Origin of the sequence: Niabella yanshanensis (assembly GCF_034424215.1) — a bacterium.
GTDB classification, from domain to species: Bacteria; Bacteroidota; Bacteroidia; order Chitinophagales; family Chitinophagaceae; genus Niabella; species Niabella yanshanensis.
Map to the genome: position 1 here is coordinate 2786459 of NZ_CP139960.1, position 19285 is coordinate 2805743.

General features: G+C 42.0%; 22 protein-coding genes. 16 read left to right on the forward strand and 6 right to left on the reverse strand.

Translation table 11 applies throughout. The annotated features are described in order from the left end of the window. Positions 1-40: 40 nt before the first annotated feature. The 3 genes from U0035_RS11530 to U0035_RS11540 form a co-directional block, all read right to left on the reverse strand. Positions 41-520: a VOC family protein gene (locus U0035_RS11530; RefSeq protein WP_114789949.1), complete on the reverse strand. Its 480-nt coding sequence runs from the start codon at positions 518-520 to the stop codon at positions 41-43. Between the two features lie 86 nt (positions 521-606). After that, positions 607-804: a VOC family protein gene (locus U0035_RS11535; RefSeq protein ID WP_114789950.1), complete on the reverse strand. Its 198-nt coding sequence runs from the start codon at positions 802-804 to the stop codon at positions 607-609. Beyond that, positions 794-964, reverse strand: coding sequence for a VOC family protein (locus U0035_RS11540; RefSeq protein WP_162817788.1), 171 nt, complete (start codon positions 962-964; stop codon positions 794-796). The genes U0035_RS11535 and U0035_RS11540 overlap by 11 nt, the downstream gene beginning before the upstream one ends. A 447-nt stretch (positions 965-1411) precedes the next feature. Here U0035_RS11540 and U0035_RS11545 point away from each other — a divergent pair, with 447 nt between their 5' ends. From U0035_RS11545 to U0035_RS11580, 8 genes are all read left to right on the forward strand, one after another. Beyond that, the gene (locus U0035_RS11545; protein WP_114789951.1) at positions 1412-1894 is read left to right on the forward strand and encodes a hypothetical protein; all 483 of its coding nucleotides are present in this window, start codon (positions 1412-1414) and stop codon (positions 1892-1894) included. A gap of 917 nt (positions 1895-2811) precedes the next feature. After that, on the forward strand, positions 2812-3912 hold the full coding sequence (locus U0035_RS11550) for a serine hydrolase domain-containing protein (RefSeq protein ID WP_114789952.1): 1101 nt from the start codon (positions 2812-2814) through the stop codon (positions 3910-3912). Positions 3913-4159: 247 nt separating this feature from the next. Beyond that, positions 4160-4618, forward strand: coding sequence for an SRPBCC domain-containing protein (locus U0035_RS11555; RefSeq protein WP_114789953.1), 459 nt, complete (start codon positions 4160-4162; stop codon positions 4616-4618). A 316-nt stretch (positions 4619-4934) separates the two neighbouring features. Next, positions 4935-5612, forward strand: coding sequence for a hypothetical protein (locus tag U0035_RS11560; protein ID WP_114789954.1), 678 nt, complete (start codon positions 4935-4937; stop codon positions 5610-5612). A gap of 102 nt (positions 5613-5714) precedes the next feature. Continuing rightward, positions 5715-6038, forward strand: coding sequence for a hypothetical protein (locus tag U0035_RS11565; RefSeq protein ID WP_162817789.1), 324 nt, complete (start codon positions 5715-5717; stop codon positions 6036-6038). A gap of 19 nt (positions 6039-6057) precedes the next feature. Beyond that, a complete protein-coding gene (locus U0035_RS11570) occupies positions 6058-6189 on the forward strand; it encodes a hypothetical protein (protein ID WP_262510771.1) in 132 nt (43 codons plus the stop codon). Positions 6190-6386: 197 nt separating this feature from the next. Continuing rightward, on the forward strand, positions 6387-6923 hold the full coding sequence (locus U0035_RS11575; protein ID WP_114789956.1) for a macro domain-containing protein: 537 nt from the start codon (positions 6387-6389) through the stop codon (positions 6921-6923). 78 nt (positions 6924-7001) lie between these two features. Further along, positions 7002-7850, forward strand: a complete 849-nt coding sequence (locus U0035_RS11580) for a restriction endonuclease (protein ID WP_114789957.1) — start codon at positions 7002-7004, stop codon at positions 7848-7850. 24 nt (positions 7851-7874) lie between these two features. On the opposite strand, the gene U0035_RS11585 is transcribed toward U0035_RS11580, so the two are convergent. Further along, the gene (locus tag U0035_RS11585; protein WP_114789958.1) at positions 7875-8114 is read right to left on the reverse strand and encodes a helix-turn-helix domain-containing protein; all 240 of its coding nucleotides are present in this window, start codon (positions 8112-8114) and stop codon (positions 7875-7877) included. Between the two features lie 309 nt (positions 8115-8423). On the opposite strand from U0035_RS11585, the gene U0035_RS11590 reads away from it, so the two are divergent. Further along, positions 8424-8912 carry a hypothetical protein gene (locus tag U0035_RS11590; RefSeq protein ID WP_114789959.1) on the forward strand — a complete coding sequence of 163 codons (489 nt, stop codon included), beginning with the start codon at positions 8424-8426 and terminating at the stop codon, positions 8910-8912. Between the two features lie 854 nt (positions 8913-9766). Further along, entirely contained in the window at positions 9767-10291 is a 525-nt protein-coding gene (locus U0035_RS11595) for a hypothetical protein (RefSeq protein ID WP_114789960.1), read from the forward strand. 14 nt (positions 10292-10305) lie between these two features. On the opposite strand, the gene mnmE is transcribed toward U0035_RS11595, so the two are convergent. Then, positions 10306-11658 carry a tRNA uridine-5-carboxymethylaminomethyl(34) synthesis GTPase MnmE gene (gene mnmE, locus U0035_RS11600; protein WP_114789961.1) on the reverse strand — a complete coding sequence of 451 codons (1353 nt, stop codon included), beginning with the start codon at positions 11656-11658 and terminating at the stop codon, positions 10306-10308. 119 nt (positions 11659-11777) lie between these two features. Here mnmE and U0035_RS11605 point away from each other — a divergent pair, with 119 nt between their 5' ends. The 5 genes from U0035_RS11605 (at position 11778) to U0035_RS11625 (ending at position 15352) form a co-directional block, all read left to right on the forward strand. After that, the gene (locus U0035_RS11605) at positions 11778-12557 is read left to right on the forward strand and encodes an NIPSNAP family protein (RefSeq protein WP_114789962.1); all 780 of its coding nucleotides are present in this window, start codon (positions 11778-11780) and stop codon (positions 12555-12557) included. A 71-nt stretch (positions 12558-12628) separates the two neighbouring features. Further along, the gene (locus U0035_RS11610) at positions 12629-13144 is read left to right on the forward strand and encodes a TlpA family protein disulfide reductase (RefSeq protein WP_114790461.1); all 516 of its coding nucleotides are present in this window, start codon (positions 12629-12631) and stop codon (positions 13142-13144) included. Positions 13145-13419: 275 nt separating this feature from the next. Beyond that, on the forward strand, positions 13420-14085 hold the full coding sequence (locus U0035_RS11615; RefSeq protein ID WP_114789963.1) for a DsbA family protein: 666 nt from the start codon (positions 13420-13422) through the stop codon (positions 14083-14085). 23 nt (positions 14086-14108) lie between these two features. Then, complete coding sequence (gene truB / locus U0035_RS11620; protein WP_114789964.1) at positions 14109-14825, forward strand: tRNA pseudouridine(55) synthase TruB; 717 nt, start codon at positions 14109-14111, stop codon at positions 14823-14825. A gap of 86 nt (positions 14826-14911) precedes the next feature. Further along, positions 14912-15352, forward strand: a complete 441-nt coding sequence (locus tag U0035_RS11625; protein ID WP_114789965.1) for a carboxymuconolactone decarboxylase family protein — start codon at positions 14912-14914, stop codon at positions 15350-15352. A 132-nt stretch (positions 15353-15484) separates the two neighbouring features. Here U0035_RS11625 and U0035_RS11630 read toward each other — a convergent pair whose 3' ends face one another. Beyond that, on the reverse strand, positions 15485-16936 hold the full coding sequence (locus U0035_RS11630; protein ID WP_114789966.1) for a patatin-like phospholipase family protein: 1452 nt from the start codon (positions 16934-16936) through the stop codon (positions 15485-15487). Between the two features lie 185 nt (positions 16937-17121). Here U0035_RS11630 and U0035_RS11635 point away from each other — a divergent pair, with 185 nt between their 5' ends. Then, positions 17122-19275, forward strand: coding sequence for a S9 family peptidase (locus U0035_RS11635; protein ID WP_245957648.1), 2154 nt, complete (start codon positions 17122-17124; stop codon positions 19273-19275). The last annotated feature ends 10 nt before the right edge of the window (positions 19276-19285 follow it).

The following is a 19285-nucleotide window of genomic DNA, read 5'->3' on the forward strand; positions in this document are numbered from 1 at the left end:
GAAAATGAGTCCCCCAATTGCCATTGTATTTATCAAATATTTATTTGTTCTCCAAAATATCGGTTACTGATGTACCACCAATTTGTTCAGCTAAACCAACAAGCAATCCCTCTGTTCCCCGAATGTAGCAGAGTTTGTATATGTTTTCATAGTTTACCACTTCTCCTACAATTTCAACACCTTGCTTTTCAAGACGGAGCAGTAATTCGTCAAGGTTGTCAACTCTGAACATAATTCTAAGATAGCCAAGAGAGTTAACTGGTGCGGTTCTATGATCCGAAATTGTTTCAGGTGAAATAAATTTCGAAAGCTCAAGCCGACTATATCCGTCAGGTGTAACCATCATAGCAACTTCTACAGATTGATTTCCAAGTCCTGTTACTTGTCCTGCCCACTCGCCTTCAACCATCATGCGCCCTTCAAGTTCTAATCCAATTTCATTGAAAAACTTAATTGCATTATCAAGGTTCTCTACAACGATGCCAACGTTGTTCATTTCAATTAATTTACTTTTTGTCATAATTTACTTTGGTTTATAAATGGTCTATTGGTTTATGGCGTTTTTGTTCTTGTCAAGAGTAATAAAAGAGTTTTGCGCAACTTCAATTATGTTCCTTCAATGTCTGTGAAGTAAAAGAAAAGCCCACCAAATAGTGGTTCTGTCGGCTCCTTTAAAATTATCACTTTGTCCTTCAGTTGATCGTAAATTTCTAAGACTTCTTCTTTGCTCTCTACATTGTAGCCAATTGTCACCGGGCGAAAACCTTGTCCGTTGTGGTCAACCCCGATAAAGTCAGCCAGCATTTTTTTTGTTGCAGATGCTTAATAAAAAGCCATTGAGCTTATAAAATACAATGTCTTTATTCTCTACAACTGCAGTCCAGCCTAAAACTTGTCCATAAAAACATTTCATTGCATTCACGTCTTCCGCTCCAATTGTCAATACGCTAATTCTTTGTTCCATTTATATTTCTGTATGATTCCGTGTCGTCTTTTACAATAACTACCAACAGCTCGCGGCCCGGCGATAGTGCAGGATAAAACTGAACGGAAGGTTCAGTTTCGCACCGCCGCAAGCCAATGCGGTTTCCGTGTTTGTAAACTTAATAAAATAAAAAATATTCCGGCAACGCAGCACGGATATCCCTATTGTACAGGTCCTGTTAAGGACCAGTTATTGGTAGAAGCCCCAACCCGTAGGTTATCGCGTGCCGTAGGTACGCACTAAATAAGCTTATTCAAATAACCGCCCCGCTTCAACCATCGGTAATTTTATACAAATTTAAATTTCACTTATGCATATTTTGTTCTATATTAGAGTTACCAACAGTAACAATGCTAACATTGCCAACTGTTAACCGAAAAACAATTTTTAACCGGGTCCTCCCCAATGGGCCAAAAATGAAAAAGTATGCCAATAAGCAACCTTAACAATGTGCACCTTAGTGCCGAGCAGGTAGCGCAGGCGCAAACCGCGCTTAGCCAGCTGGAACAAATTTTAGCTGTTGTAAACGTAAACCTTACGCCCGATGAGCGACAGAGGTATGGCAGCGTAAACGAGCAAAACAAGCTATTCATTAACAAAGTGCGGGACTATTATGTAAGTCAGCCCACCCTGTCAGCATCGGAGGTAGAGTGGAACGAATTTAATGCCGATTATCAAAGCCGCAGTAATTATGAAGGCATCATGGCACGGTTGTACAACCTGGTAGACCGGTTGAATAATGCCAAAACCCTGCACGATTACGACAATTATCAATCTGCTCTTACCGACTATGCGTTTACTGCCTATAAAGCGGGCAGCAATGCGGCAGGCTATGAGGCCAAATTGAACGATCTCAAACAATTCTTTAGCAAAACTTCGAAACCCGGCGCAGCAAATCCGCCTGCTTAGCGTTTCGAGATTCAAAGGTATCCGCAAATTACTGGTGGGTTTAGTCGTGTTGCTCTTACAGGATTTGCGGTTGTTAAACCCCGTTGTTTAGGTAGCTCAACCTATCCGGCGGGGTTCTTTACATATCCGGCGGGGTTCCAAACTCCTCGCGCGGGGTTGCGAACCGCTCCGCTGGGGTTGGTGAACCTATAATTTGGGGTTGTATAACCCCAAATTCGGGGTCCGGAACCTAAAATTTGGGGTTCGGAACCTCAAAAATGGGGTTGTACAACCCCAACGGACCAGTAAAAGACCGCTCCGGACCTATCTTTTAATGGTCCGGAGCAGTAAATAACCCTGCCGGACCATCAGGAATTGTCATCGCAACCATATCCCGCTCCGAAATTTCGCGGTTCGGGAGGAGTGGGGGAATCTTTTTTCGGGTTATTCAATGCCCTTGATACCCGCCTGGATGACTCGGTCGCCTGTCCGGACGAGCACTCGGACGAGGACAGATCGTATGCAACCATAATCACACGAATGTCAGCCACCTACTACCGTCATCCCGAGTGTAATCCCGATAGCTATCGGGATGGAGCCGAGGGATCTGATCTCCTTTAAATGCCACAGATGCACGGATGAATAACCCAGTCGCCTTTCCGAACGAGGACAGGCACGAACGATGTACCGCCGAAAATAAAACAGACGTCGTGGTGGGGCGGAAACCCTTACCGGGATGTGTGCAGCGCCCCGGCGGAGCATTAAAAAAAGGTGTCGCTATTTGATCGTTGGTGCGCTTAACCGCTCAAAACAATGACTTTACCGAAAACGTGCGGTTTTCAAATGATGGGTGCACTTATTTCTTTAGTTTACACCAATACAGCAGACCTCTAAACCTTGACTGAAGACCACATCATTAAAAAACGTATGGTTTATTTATGAACAAACTTTTAATAGCAACGCTGTTTGCATGGCTTCAAATATCGGTAACTGCCCGTGCTCTTGTAAGGCATCCGCAAGCTGCTCCAACAGTAGGCGACACCACCATCGATGCATTGTTGGGCAACAAAGAGGCGGTGGAAAAATGGCTGCAGATGAATAAAGTACCTGCCCTGGGTATTGGTATTATTAATAAAGGAAAGCTGGTACAAATAAGTGTGTATGGCGAGTTGAAGAAAGGAGTAGCCGCTCCGTTTAACGCTATATTTAATGTAGCCTCTCTTACAAAGCCCATAGTGAGTATGCTTACTTTAAAATTGGTAAGCAACGGGCAACTTAGCCTGGACGAGCCGCTATACCCCTATTGGGTGGACCCGGATATTAAAGCCGATAAAAGATACCAAAAACTAACGCCGCGGATCATTTTAAGCCACCAAACAGGATTTCGCAACTGGAGATGGGAATACGAAGATGGCAAGCTTCACTTCGATTTTGAACCGGGAACAAAATTTCAATATTCGGGCGAGGGGTTTGAGTATTTAAAAAAGGCGCTGGAAGTAAAATTTAAACAGCCTTTGGAGCGGTTAGCAGATTCTTTATTATTGACGCCGCTGGGCATGCAAGACACGCGGTTTACCTGGAACTCGCAAATGGATACCCTGCGGTTAGCCTGGCCACATAATACCGAAGGCGGCTTGTACGAGCCGGTGAGGCGTACCGAAGCCAGCGCTGCAGATGATTTGATGACAACGGTGGAAGACTATGGAAAATTTGCCGTCGCTATAATGAACCAAACCTATTTGCCGGCACCTGTTTTTAAAGAGATGGTACACTCCAGGGCTGAAATGAAAGAGCATAAGCATATGGGGTTAGGCTGGCAGGTATATACGCATTTAGATGCTAAAGGCAGTTATGCTATATCGCATGGAGGGAGTGACAAGGGAACCCAGGCCAGGGTGTTTTTGGTACCCGCTTCAGGCGACGGATTGATCATGATTACCAATGGCGACAATGGCCCTAAATTGTACAAAGACCTTTTGTTTCATTATCTAGGCCATTATGGACAATCCATCTTTGCTATTGAAACCAAGCCGGAGTAAGCAGATGTACCGCCGTAAATCAAACGGATGTCAGCCTCTTAGTATCGTCATCCCGACCGCAGTCTCGAATGCTTTCGGGAGGAGCGGAGGGATCTCTTCAGGAATGCCAACCGCCTTAAATACGGAAAAACCGTATCTCGTTTTACAAAAAATAAGTACATTAGCTAAAAGGCCTTGGGGAAAACCCCACCAGTAAAAACGCACCCTAAATAAGTGCAAACCTGATGTATCAGTAATAACAGCAAATATGAAAAAACTACAATTCAAAAAGGACATTAACGCGACAGCCGCAAAAGTTTATGAAACGATGTTGGGCCTGAAAGACAAAAGCACTTATGAATATTGGGTATCGGTATTTAATCCCAGTTCTACCTTCGAAGGAAGCTGGGAACAGGGCAGTAAAATTATTTTTGCTGGAGTAGACGAAAAGGGTAAGAGGGGCGGAATGATTTCTGAAATTGAAGAACACCAACCCGTCCAATTTGTATCTATAAAGCATTATGGTTTTTTGGATGGCGATGTTGAAATAACAACAGGATCAGAGGTAGAAAAATGGGCCGGCGGGCATGAAAACTATTCCTACCAGGAAAATGGTGGTGTAACCACTGTAACGGTAGATATAGATACTGTTGATGAGTACGTCGAGTATTTTAACAACAATTATCCGGCAGCATTAGATAAATTGAAGGAGATCGCGGAGCGATAAGTTACGGGGGTTGAAAAAAGGACAAATTATTTTTGTAGCCGAAACCATGGTTAAGGGATCAGCCAAAACGGTATCTACATTACCTGAAATGGATGACTTTAGTACGGAAGACTGTATTTCATTTTACAAAAAATAAGTACATTAGCAAAACTGCTTTGGGAAAGCCGATGGAAACACCAAAGATTGCCCAATAGCTACAAACTATATTATTGACAATTAAAGCAGCCGCTGCATAGGCGTTGTAAGTATTTATTAGTGATACTATTTCGCACATTCTAAGTTATAGGCAAGCATATTGAAATCCTGCACGACAATATTGACCTTCATTATTCTGGCAACATTTTTTGCTTGTTCAGAAGCTCAATTTTCCGACAGAAATGTTGAGAAGAATGCAATTGCCATTTCTCAAAAACTTGACAGTAACTCAATCAAAACATTTAAGGAATGGGCCTACGGCAGACGTGGCGATTTTGACATTTGGACGAAGATAAAAAATAACAGTTCTGAATATTCTTTCTTCTACCAACAGCTAAAAGACACGACTTTCCTAACGATTTTTAGAGCTCTGAATTTTCAAAATGACTTTCGTTCCACCTTTTCGTTTGACACATCAATATATTGGCGATTTACATTTGCAGAATTAAATAAAAAAATTTTTCGCATTACTTCCGTTGACAATCAAGGGCAGGACAAAATAATTGACACTACAATTTTAACGACACAGATTTTTCCCAACCAAAATCCTTTCCTGATTTTATCATCTTTAACAAAACAAAAGGACAACTTAAAAATTGTTGGTAGCGCTTATAGACCAGATGTTGGAAACTTTATTGAATTTTGGCTTTCACCAAACCACAAACTCGTTTACTTGCCTGACAATTTAAAAATCAATGACAAGAACACTTCATTTTGGGAAGAGGATCTTAAAAAAGGCAAGCCATTAAACAAAAATTGGGTTCTCATACATTATGAGAATCTCAAGGAAGACGGTTAGACAAAGCCTACAGTGTACATTGGGTTTATGCAGGTTAAGCATGACCTTCTAAAATTAGCTAATTGCAAATCCTGGATTCAGTTTAAGCTAAATTACTTTAATTTGAAAATACAGATTAACAATACAAATTACTCCTATTACAAAAAGATATATGAGATAATCTGGTCTCACTATAAGATAATCTTTCCTCCTGAAATTTTGCACGACGACAGCGACCCGGTTGCAATATTAAACAGATGGGAACAAAAAAACAGGTCAATAGCTAAGCGTGGCCTTAAGGCAGGATTGCAGGATTTCATTTCAAGCATTAAGGAATTTCCTGAAGATTTAAAGAATGCGATTGACAATGATCTAACTTCAAATGGGCTTGCTAATCTAAAGGATTTGCAGGGAGTTGTCAAAAAAGACCATTGCAAGAGTACTTAACCGGAAAAAAATAAATAGTTTGGAGGAATTCTACATAGTAAAAGAGAAAGTGATTGACCAAACTACGGATCTGGTTGGCGATGTTAGAAGTATACTGGATAAATTGCTTACAGAATTTGAGATTTCAAAAAACAAGAAAAACGACATATAACATCGCTTTAGCGCGATGGCGGTTACAGAATATGTTCTCAGGCTTTGTTCGCTAATCGGCTTCGGTTTTGGCAGACAAATAACGCGAAGCTGTAAAATAAACATTGAGCTTTTGTATCTTTAATCAGCAGCGGCACCAAGCGGATGTAACCCAGAATACTACCACATCACCAATACTTCAACCTTAGTGATAATTTTATGGAAACAAACGACAAATTTATACCAGACGAAAAAGAATTTTGGAAATTACTCCCTTTACTCTCAAAGTTTCCTCGATTGCATAATACAATTAAAAAAGACTTTGAACTACTTTTAAAGCTGACAGAGGAAAGTGAATGCAACCCTGAGAATTTTGCAATGCTTTGCAGGACATCAATAAGAAATCTATTTTCACTAATTGAAGCTGATCTTTATTATTATAATTTATTTGACAGCTACGAAGGTTATGATGACGGGCATAAGTTTTTTGATAAATTTAAAAAAACATTTAAACAAATTTGTAAGACTTGGAATAGACAGGAATTGCAAGAAAAATATTTTTCTTCAAAACTTGCTGAGTTGAAAGAATTAAAATACCTGAGAGATAAGTTAACTCATCCAAAAGAAATCGAGCACATAATTGCACCAACTAAAGATACTTTTATCAAAGTAAAAAAAGTTTACAATGATTATGATGTTTTTATATCTACAATTATGGGCAACTTTTTTATTAGTACTACAATACCCTTTCGGTAAAAACATAGCTGAGGACATATCACCAAAAGCGAAGTTTTAACGATTGCCCTTTTATTTAACCTTCAACTACAATTCCGAATGAACAACCTTGACTGGCAAGCATACGAATCCATCACCAAATATGTTTACGAAACTTTAGGCCAAGAATTTGGCATTAAGATAGAAGGCTACGGCCACAATTGCAAAGTGATAGGGAAATCAGGAATCAAACATCAAATAGACGTACTGACTTCAAGCAGTGACAGGGCACATAAATATCAAACCGCAATTGAATGTAAATATTGGAATAGAAAAGTGAATAAAGATATTGTGATGAAGTTGCGAGGTGTTATTCAAGACGCAGATATTGACAAGGGTATCATTGTTTCAAAAAGTGGTTTTACAAAAGATACTATCGATTTTGCCAGGCATTACAATATTGAGATAGTTGAATTAAGGGAAGTAGGAAAAAAAGATCCGGAAGCTAACAGAGAAAACATTGCTGTCGCTTTTATTGAAATTCGTCAACATATAACGGTACTTAGGCCGGAAATACTTACCATCGCTATCGACTACGTAGATGATGTTAATGATGAAACTGAACCAATAAATAGATATCGTTATACTATCCTTACATCTGATGGGAAGAGAACTCGTCTTGACGATTACGCTTTATCGTTCCAGAAAGCGCTAAGAGAACAAAACAAACTATTTAAAACTGTAACACAACGACAAGAAATCATTGGTGGAAAGCTAATTGACCATACAAATCAATCTTCAAGAGATATCAAAGCACTGGAATTTACAGGAATACTTAAAAAGATTAAGAATAATTACAATACGGAATTTAAACTCGTAGATCAGGTATCTTTAATTATGAAATCCATATTTGAAGAGCGCACGTTTAGGATTTCCGAAAACGGCTATATTATAGAAAATAAGAAATAGAAAGAGTAATGGTTAAATGCGTCCTTACTCTTCCAGCTCAACCTCAAAATCCAATAATTTTTTAGGCTGAATCCCCAAGCCCTTGGACAGTTCAAGAATAGTTAGTATTTGGATATTAACCTGTCCCTTTTCAATTTTGCTGATCTTACTATGATCTACACTGCACAATTGGGCCAGCTCTCTGTAACTTAAATTTTTCTTCTTACGATAATAAGCCAGCTTGTTTCCCAGCTCTGAAAGAAATTGATCAGCTATATTATCCATCCTGAATTATTTGCCGTAAGGTGTGAATAGTTTAAAAAAATATTGTAGTCTTTATGAACTACAATTGAATATTTCTTTCTATATTCGTAATAGAAATTATTTTCGCGTTTACTTCATAAAAATATTTGAAGCATTCGCTTTGAATCTCGAACTGAAAACTGGTAATTTTTAACACACGAGAGGATAAGTAGAATAGCTCACGACCTAGGCGTGAGCTCTCTTGTCTGTGTGTGGGTATACCAGTACCTCAGTTCGGCAAGTTGAGCGCCACGCCTTTTTTATGCGGGTGCTTTATTAAAACCACCTGTTATGAACGCCGTTACTACACCTACCCAACACCACCCGTTTAACGAGGCCCAATGGCTGCGTATTTTATTTCTCATTGCCGATACCGAGCAATGGTTACAGCAATTACATAAAGATATTTTTTACCAGCTGCCCCTTAAACAGCATAAAAAGCTATTGCGTAATAGCTGGTACCTAAGCGCCTCCACACTGGCGCATATACTGGAGCGGCATTATGCACCTATGGCCCGCCACCCCGGCGCAGGTAAGTTTACCATTGGCGTGGAGCTCATTGTTGCCATCATTAAAGAGGCTTTTGCCGCTACCCCGCAGCCGGTGCCGCAAAGTTGTAATTACCAAAGGGTTTGGGATGCGGGGAGCATTATTGGTTATGATGTTTGTGGGAGTGCTACGCAGGTTGTTACCGTTATTGCTGACGCTGCGGGGCGGATTGTTACAGCGTTTCCGGGTATTATTGCTAATGCTATGCCTGAGGGTTCAGGGTCACCATAATAATACTGCGTGCAAGCAGTATGTTTCGGATCGCATATGTTACCAAAGTAATGTTTGAAGCCTCTTGCCTGATACCTTTATGTCAATAGGCTGAATCTTTATGCTAAGATTTGGCTTTTCAAGGTTAAATTTTCTTTGTTCTTTTTTGCTTGTCCAAAAAAGAACGAAAAAAAGACCCCCGGCGGCACTTACGGGCCTGCCGCCGGGAAGGGTGCTACTAGCAACTGTGAATATAGTGGTCTGTTCGCCCCTATGTACCTACCGTGCTATGGGCGAACGCTGATCTGTGAATATTTGCCTGCCGGTCGCAGGCAGGCTTACGTACGCTAACGTTTTACGAGCTCAGGCAACTAAATCATGTTTGAGCCCAACGGATGCCAGGCGGCCTTGAAAAAATGGCGTTAAGAAATAATTGAAGTAAGCCGTTAAGAAGCCGTCCCGAATGCTTTCGGGATTCGAGCCCGTGGGAACTGAATAATTGTCACGCACTCCGGGGCGTCCCGAACCTTCGGGATGGCGGGTTTAGGCTTGCAAAATTATTTTAGCCAATTTTTTCACAGCCTTGATTTTTGGCTCCACCTTTTTATCAAGAAAAAGGTGGAGAAAAGATAAAACTGGTTTGGATTTCAAATAGGAACTGTAAAGCATATATGTTGGTGGGCGACCATTCGCTGTATGCAAAACCTACATAAACAGCATATCCGCTAACCATAGAAACACTTGTTTCGCATTAGTGATTTAAGAACATTAAAATTGTTTTCAATTTCAGCCATGGTTCGTCAGGCTCACCATGACATTACAATATAATCTGCCTTATGCTCCTTATCTGCCATACAAATCTCAAATAAAACCTCATGAAAAAACACTTTCACATCAACCTAAACCGCATTGCCGCAACCTGCAAAGGCAATCCGCTGAAAGCATCACCAATAGGCATATTAAAAGAGTTCTTCAACTACGCCACACCTGCAGAGCATACCAAAGCCTTTGATGAATTCTGCAGGGCCGCACTCAAACAAAAGTATGGCTGGCACAGGGGTAGCCCGGGTAATGCCCTGCATTATGCCGAACAATTAGAGCTGTTAATAGAAGCCGCGTACCTGCTTCATAAAGACCGGCAGCTATACCGCAATTCATTGACGCAACAACAGGCAGCAACAGAGTCGGCGGAGTATGCGGACGCCTTGCATTATTCAAAGACATTTTTCAGTCAGGCCCCGCTTAGGAAATGGAAAAAGTGGCTGCATGTATTTACTATGGCTGCAATCTCTCAACAATCAGCAGCGGATGAAATGAAGCCTGTAACGATCTATACATTTACCAGCCTTATAACACTGCTGTTGCAGATGGCAGCAGTGATGGTAAAGAATAATGGATAATACAATTGGAACGGCTATTTGCCAATGCAAAACTTGCCAAAGATCGTCCCCAGTATATCCCGGTCAACCTCTACCTGGCCGGTGATCTCGCCCAGGTAATGCAGGGCCCGTCGGATATCGATGGTGAGCAGGTCTCCGCTGAGGTTATTTTGCATACCGGCTTCAATAGCATCAATGCTTTCAATAATTTTCTGCAGCGCTTCGTGGTGGCGGGCATTGGTAACAATAGTGCTTTCGGTATTGATTGCTTCACCAATGGCTTTTTCGTACATGGCCGATTGCAGGGCCTCTATATTGTTTTTGTTTTTTGCGGATATGGATATTTGATACTTGATGCCGGATACTGGTGCAACATCTGCCTTGTTCAAAACAGTTATGGTTTTATCTTCAAATTGCTTTAGCCAATCAAAATCGTTTTCCTCTTTATCTGTAGCATCGAGCAGGTGAATAATAATATCGGCCTTCTCCGCATTTTGCTTGCTGCGTTCAATACCCAGGTTTTCTATAGTATCTGTACTATGTTCGCGGATACCGGCCGTATCTATGAGACGAAATAATATCCCGCCTATGTTCAGGCTTTCCTCAATAGTATCCCGGGTAGTGCCTGCAATATCACTTACAATGGCGCGCTCTTCGTTCAGCAAGGCATTTAATAAAGTGGATTTACCGGCATTTGGTTTGCCAATAATAGCTACGCTGATACCGTTTTTAATAGCATTGCCGAGTTTAAAAGATTCTAACAGACCAGAGACCTGCGATTTAAGATTCGAGATCAAAGCCTGGAACTTAGTCCGGTCTGCAAATTCTACATCCTCATCACTAAAATCGAGCTCCAGCTCTATCAATGCCGCAAAGTTGATCAGCTCATCGCGCAATAGTTTTAAGTCGCTCGAAAAGCCGCCCCTTAACTGGTTCAATGCGGTTTGCTGGGCTGCTTTGCTATTGGCCGCAATAAGGTCAGCAACCGCTTCGGCCTGTGCCAGGTCCAGCTTGCCATTTAAAAAAGCGCGTTGGGTATACTCCCCCGGTCTTGCCAGTCGGGCGCCTGCAGCTACAGCAGCTTCAATGATCTTGCCCAGTATATAAGGCGATCCATGTCCGCTGATCTCAACCGTATTTTCTCCTGTATAACTTCTCTTATCCAGGTATAAAGAAACTACCACTTCATCAATGACCTCATCGCCGGAAATAATGTGACCAAAATGAATGGTATGAGAAGCCTGTTTTAGCAGGTTTTTACCCCTGAAAATTTTATCCGCAATATGAATGGCATCAGCGCCACTCAGCCTGATAACGCCTATTGCACTTACACCGGGAGCTGTTGCCAGCGCCACAATGGTATCACCCAAACCCGAAAGCATATTCATGCGGCAAAATTATGTATTCACCGCCACACTGGTATGCGCGGGTATTATATACCACCGATCGATTATATTTACAGCGGCATGCCATTTAATAAAGCCCAACTAAAACTCATTTTTTTGATATGACCCGCTTAAAACATACCCTGCTGCTTTGCCTTATTTTCCTGCTTACAAAAGCTGATGCGCAGAAAAATGCACGTGAATATTACCAGCTTACTGTTTACCAGTACAGCTCGGCTGCGCAGGAAACCGCTTTGAACGATTATTTTCAAAACGCATTATTGCCTACCCTGCACCGGCTGGGTATTACCCGTGTTGGCGCCTTCAGCAACCTGGCTAATGATACGGCAAAGCAAAAGAAAATGTATGTATTGATCCCCTTTCGCGGGCCGGAGCAATGGATCAGCATTAATGACCAATTAAGTACCGATGCCGCCTACCAGAAAGCGGCTGCGGCTTATATGAATGCACCCAACAAAGCGGGCGTGTACGACCGCATGGAAACCATTTTGATGAAGGCTTTTACTAATGCGCCGGTATTGCAAAAGCCGGGCCTTACCAATACAAAAACCGATAGGGTATACGAGCTTCGGAGCTATGAAAGCGGCACCGAAAAGCTCTTTCATAATAAAGTAGAAATGTTTAATAAAGGTGGGGAAGTAGGTATATTTAAGCGACTGGGATTTAACGCGGTATTTTATGGAGAAGTGATTGCCGGGGCCAGCATGCCGAACCTTATGTATATGACCACGCATGCCGATATGGCTGCGAGAGACCGTAACTGGAAAAGCTTTAGTACCGATGCGGGATGGAACCAGCTAAAGGTGGATCCTGCTTACCAGGACAATGTATCGCGTATCGAGATCAATTTTTTAAAAGCCCGGCCCTATTCTGATCTGTAAACAAAATGCCGGCCGCGGCTGTTAATAAAGGCACTAAAATTATAATTTCTTCCCTGGTAAAAAATAGATATATGAGATGGGTAACAATAGTAGCGATGCTGTTTTTGGGTAGCCTGGCCACTTTTGCTCAGGCTGATGCCGACGGATCGGTAACGAAAACCGGCGACAAAGTGCCGGCGTTTACTTTTGAAATAGAAAAGGGTAAGAAAGTGAGCATTGCCGATTACAAGGGTAAGCTGGTGCTCATCAACCTGTTTGCTACCTGGTGCCCGCCCTGTCGCAAGGAGCTGCCCGAAATGCAAAAGCAAATTTGGGAAAAGCACAGCAAGAACGACAAATTTGCGCTGTTCGTATTTGGCCGTGAAGAAAACTGGGATGTGTTGACTCCGTTCAAAGAAAAATTCAAATACACATTTCCTATTCTGCCCGATGTTGAAAGAGGCGTTTTCAGCAAATTCGCTACACAATCTATTCCGCGTAATATATTGATTGATGAAAGGGGCACTATTATTTACCAATCTATTGGTTATGAGCCTGCCGAATTTAAAAAGCTGGTGGAGCTGATTGATGCGAAGCTGACTAAGTAGCCTCAGTTTTACAAATCGATTTATAGAATGCCACGAATGCACGAATATATCTTCTCTTCATCCGTGCATTCGTGGCGAATATTCATGCGCCCAGGGCATCTCACTCTAATTACCTGGCGCTTAGGTTACGGCAAATTGGAGAAATACAACATACAGTGCTTTTATTCTTCATCCGTGCCTGCCCGTCCGGATCAGGCGGGCATTCGTGGCTATAAATAGATGCTGCCACAAATAAGAATGCCGCCTCATTAATCAACAAGGTTTATTTTTGCCGAATGACTATTTATTATTGTTATGATGCGCATTGCGGCTGGTGTTATGGATTTAGTAAAGTGATCAGCCGGTTAGCCACAGAGTATCAGGACCATTTTCACTTTGAAGTGCTGAGCGGGGGCATGATTCCCAAAGAAACGGCCAGGCCTATAAAAGCAATGGCAGGGTATATCGGCGAAGCCTATAAAAGAGTAGAAGAACTGGCAGATGTACAATTTGGCGCAGATTATCTATGGCATATTCAAAACCCCGATGACAGCGACTGGTTTCCTGAATCCTTAACACCCGCAATAGCTCTTTGTATTTTTAAAGAATATCAGCCCGAGCAGCAAGTGGCTATAGTGGCTGATTTTCAAAAAGCAATGTTTGAAGAAGGGCGAGACCTGAGCGATGGCGAAGCCTATCGCCATTTGCTGGAAAAATATAACATACCTGCTGATGCTTTTTATGAAAAGCTGAAAGACCCCACTTATGCAGAAAAAGCAAGGTATGAATTTGCCCTTTGCGCCCAACTGGAGGTAACGGGCTTTCCAAAATTATTATTACAGGTAAACGACACTAAATTTTACCTGGTAGCCGAGGGCTTTACCCCCTACGATACACTTACTGCAAGACTGGAAAAAATTTTGCAGGAACTATCTGCCACCAACCCCGTAACACCCCATTAATTCCGGCACTGCTATTTATTACAATGACTACTGAAGATTTACAAACTATTGATTTTGCCGAAGGCGCCGTTTTATTGATTGATAAGCCTCTTGACTGGACCTCCTTCGACGCAGTAAGAAAAATACGCAATCTCATCAAAATAAAAAAAGTGGGACATGCCGGCACATTAGATCCATTGGCTAGTGGATTGCTGATTGTGTGCACCGGCAAGTTTACCAAAAGGATCAATGAATACATGGCGCAGGAAAAGGAGTATACCGGCACGTTTACCCTGGGTGCCACTACACCTACCTACGACCTGGAAAGTGAACCGGTCAATATTCAGTCCATCAATCATTTATCTGTAACAGATATAGAGAACGCTACTGCTGGCTTCCTGGGCGAAATTGACCAGGTACCTCCCATTCATTCTGCTATAAAAATAGACGGCAAGCGGGTATATGAGCTGGCACGAAAAGGCGTGGATGTAAAGCTGGAGCCGCGGAAAATAACCATCAAAGAATTTGAAGTAAATGCATCAGCCTTGCCCATTGTATCCTTTAGGGTGGTGTGTACTACCGGCACTTATATACGTAGCCTGGCCAACGATTTTGGTGGAGCCCTTGGTTGCGGCGCTTATTTAAGCAGCCTGCGCCGTACCCGTATTGGCGCTTTTACTACCGAAGAGGCAGTAACTATGGAAACCTTTGAAAAAGTGATGCGCGAAAGAAAAGCAAAGGCTTCTGATCAGCTCCAATAGGATGGTTTTTCTTAAACCCGTTTAAGTTTAAAGGTTATAGCTTTAGACATCTTTGTTGTGAACAAACAACAAATAAATAATAACAAATGGAAAAAAGATTAAACATTTACGAAACAGAACCGGCAGGTTATAAAGCTATGATGGGCCTGGAAGGATACCTGGCTACTACCCAATTAACCAAAACACATAAGGAGCTGATCAAAATAAGAGCGTCTCAAATAAATGGTTGTGCCTTTTGTATTGACATGCATACCAAAGATGCTTTAAAAAACGGCGAAACCAACCAGCGTATTTTCCTGTTGAACGCCTGGCGTGAAACTGACCTGTTTACCGCTGAAGAAAAAGCCATACTGGCGATTACCGAAGAAATGACCCTGATCCACCAGCATGGTTTGTCGGATGCCAGCTACCAGCAGGCTTTACAATTCTTTGATAAAAATTATGTGGCACAGATCATTATGGCCGTGGTTACTATTAATGCCTGGAACCGCATTGCGATTAGTACGCAATTGGAAGTACCGAGATAGATTCCTAGAGATTTAACCCCGCCTGAATAGGCGGGCAGGCGCGAGGGCGCGAGGACGCGAGGAAAACTATTCTTACTTCTAAAGAAACTTAGCGTCATGGCGCCTTTGCGGTAAAAAATGTGATATAACAACTTATCCTTTATTCCCCTCGATAGTAGCCTGCATAAAAGCCCGGTCGTTCTTATACTCCTCCCAGTTAAACTGTAAGAGGAAGTTGGTAGCAGCTTCTGCCCCTCTTTCAAACATGGCCAGCTTCTCGGCATCGGTAATAAAAAAGTTCAGCCAGTTATATTCGGCTAAAGGAATAGAGCCAATCCCTTTTGAATATACTTTGTTCTTGAGCTGGAAATCTTTATCGTAGTAATTGCGTATGGTATTAAAAATACGGCCAAAATAGCCCATAATGGTCCAGCTATCGGCATGCTTGGTTTTATCTTCAGGTGCAGAATCATCGAGGTCGATACCAAAAGACGGAAGCCGGGGCACCATAACCTTAGGATTGTAAAAAATATTAATGGGGAAATTGGACAAAATGCCGCCATCTACAAAACGCGCCACCGATGGCGGGTCATCTTCATCAAAAACCTCCTTCCATTGCTTCCTGATCCCGGGCAGCTGACAAGGAATATCCTTGATAAAGTACGATTCAAAAAACATGGGAATCGACATGGACGCCCTGACAAAGCCCGCGGGATGCAGGTCGTCTTTTCCTGCACTGCGAAATAATGCCGCCATTGCCGGGAACTCAATCTTGTTTTGGGTTACCAGTTCGGAAGTGATCAATGTGATATCGCCTTTTAAACCAGCTATACCCTGCGGATGATCATGCCGTACATGCAAGCCCGGAATATCCTGGCCAGCTTTATTCACCAGGTCGGTAGTATTCAAGACACCATTGTCGCGCATTTGCTTCTCGATCCAGTTATAAAAAAAATGACCGGGATTGATGCCATAGCCCGCTGTTTTAAATTTCCTGAACAGCTTTAAAATATAATGTACCAGCTCTCCAATTATAATCATTATCACTACCAGCGCAAATAACAAAGAGCGGCTCAGGTTAAGTAGTCCTTCATTTTTTTGCACCAGTATCAGCGAAACAATACTGCCAACCAGTAATAAAGCAAATAAACCCAATATCCCAATAGCCACATTACGTACCCTCTGAAAATAATTCTTATGGGTAATAAATTTTTTAATCAACCAACGGGCAGCAGGATGGCCATCTACCAGGTCGAAGAAATTAAGATTGGTGATCGCGTCCAGCACACGGCCAGATTTCTCTTCCTGCTTTTTTCCAATTACCGTTAGCATCGCAGTATTAATAGCCCCCGCGCTGGTGCCCGCCATCCTTAAAAACCGGATACCCATTTGCTCTAAAACATAGGTATATCCTACCAGGGCTACCCCTAACACGCCTCCGCCTTTTTGTACCAGGTTTACATATTGATGTCCCTCTGCATCCAACACATCTGATACTACAAAGGGTTTTCCATTAGGACCAAAAGTCTCTCTCAGGGTTCTAAGATTGTTCTGCACTTTGGGACTATTGGTAAAGTCGGAAACAGTAATTTTAGGTGTGGACATGGTGGTGGGCTTTAATGGATTGTTCTTTAATAACCTCAGGAGCCTGTATGACTATGAAGATAAAAATATCTGTTTAAAATAAACCGGTAGCAACATCCCCAATTTTAGCTATCAGCCCGTCCAGGCCTTAAAATAAGGTATATTTAAAATGCTAAAACTGCTTATTCAGCACTAAAAATGAATATATGAAAGCGGCTCATTTGATATTGGTTATTTTTACCTCCTTATTTTATTTACAAAAAACAAGTGCACAAATGACCGCTGTTCAATGGCCTGCTATACAACATCCTGTTCCCGCTAAAAAAGCGCATATAAGAGATATACATGGAGAACAGGTGAATGATGATTATTACTGGATGATCGACTTCTTTAAAAAAGGACCTGATAGTAACGAAGTGGTGAAATACCTGGAAGCGGAGAACAAATACCTTGATGATATGATGGCCGATACCAGGGCCCTGCAGGAAACACTTTTTAAAGAAATGCGGGGAAGGATTAAGGAAGAAGATCAAATGGTGCCTTATTTTAAGAACGGTTATTTTTATTATCGCCGTACGGAAACCGGCAAACAATACTATAAGTTGTGCCGGAAAAAGGGTTCCCTTTCTGCCCCGGAAGAGATACTGCTGGATGTGGATGCCATGGCAGAAAAACATGCCTACTATTCTATAGCCGGCGCTGCCGTAAGCCCTGATAATAACTGGCTGATTTTTGGAGAAGATACGGTAAGCCGCAGGCAATACTCGGTAATGGTTAAAGATCTTACCACCGGAATCATCACTCCGCAGGGCATTATAAATACGAGCGATGATTATGTTTGGGCAGCAGATAACAAAACGATATTCTATATTTCTAACAACCCCTTGACGCTGTTATCTGAAAAAGTATGGCGCCATACCATTAATGAACCTGCGTCAGCAGATGTGTTGGTGTATGAAGAAAAAAGTAACAATAACTACCTGGGACTTCACAAAACCAAAGCAGATAATTTTATCCTGATCAGCTCGGGTAATTTTACCAACTCCGAAATACGTTACCTGGCGGTGGATAAGCCATCCGGCAACTTCAATGTTTTCCAGGAAAGAATGGATAGCGTATTGTATGAAGTGGATGCTGATACCGAACAGTTCTATATCGTAAATAATAATAAAGCGTTGAACTTTAAAGTGTCTACAGCACCGTTCAATGCTACTGCAGCAGCGCATTGGAAGGATTATGTGCCACATCGCCCGGATGTATTGGTGGAAGAAATAGCCCTGACCAAGGATTTCGTGATCGTAAAATCAAAGCAAAATGGGCTGGACCAGTTTCAGCTATTATCTAAAGATGGTAAAGAAAATAAATTAATTCCTTTTGAAGATGCAGTTTACACAGCCTCCTTCTCTTCCAATGCAGATTATAACGCCACACAGCTCAGGTATAGCTACAGCTCACCGGTAACCCCTAACAGTGTTTATGATTATAATCTGTCAACCGGGCAAAAAACATTATTAAAGCAGCAGGAAATACCAAGTGGGTATAATAAAGACGAATACACTACCGAGAGGGTATATGTAATGGCTAAAGATGGCTCTAAAATCCCGCTATCTATTGCCTATAAAAAGGGTTTTCAAAAAGATGGTACACAACCTTTTTTGCTGATTGGTTATGGTAGCTATGGATTTTCTTATCCTACTTACTTCAACGCCAACCTGGTAAGCCTGATGAACAGGGGCTTTGCCTATGGCATTGCTCATATAAGAGGCGGGCAGGAAATGGGCCGCCAATGGTATGAGGATGGCCGATTGATGAAAAAGAAAAATACTTTCACTGATTTTATAGATTGTGCTTCCTGGCTTATAAATGAAAAATATACTTCCCCTGCTCATCTATATGCCAACGGAGGCAGTGCCGGAGGACTATTAATGGGCGCTGTAGCCAATATGGGCGGCGAATTATTTAATGGTATGATTGCCGATGTTCCTTTTGTGGATGTGGTCAATACCATGCTCGATCCAACCATTCCGCTTACCACCAACGAATACGATCAATGGGGTAACCCCGAGACCAGCAAGAAGGCTTACCAGTATATGAAATCTTATTCTCCCTACGAGAATATAGAAAAGAAAGCCTACCCCAATATACTGGCCACTACCGGCCTACATGATAGCCAGGTGCAATACTTTGAACCGGCCAAATGGGTACCCAAACTTCGTGATCTGCAAACCAATAACAGCATGATCTTTTTGCGTACCAATATGGAGTATGGTCATGGTGGCGCTTCAGGCCGCTTTGACTATTTAAAAGAAGATGCGTTGCGCTATGCCTTTTTATTGAAGTTGGAAGGGATAACAAAATAGACAGATACCA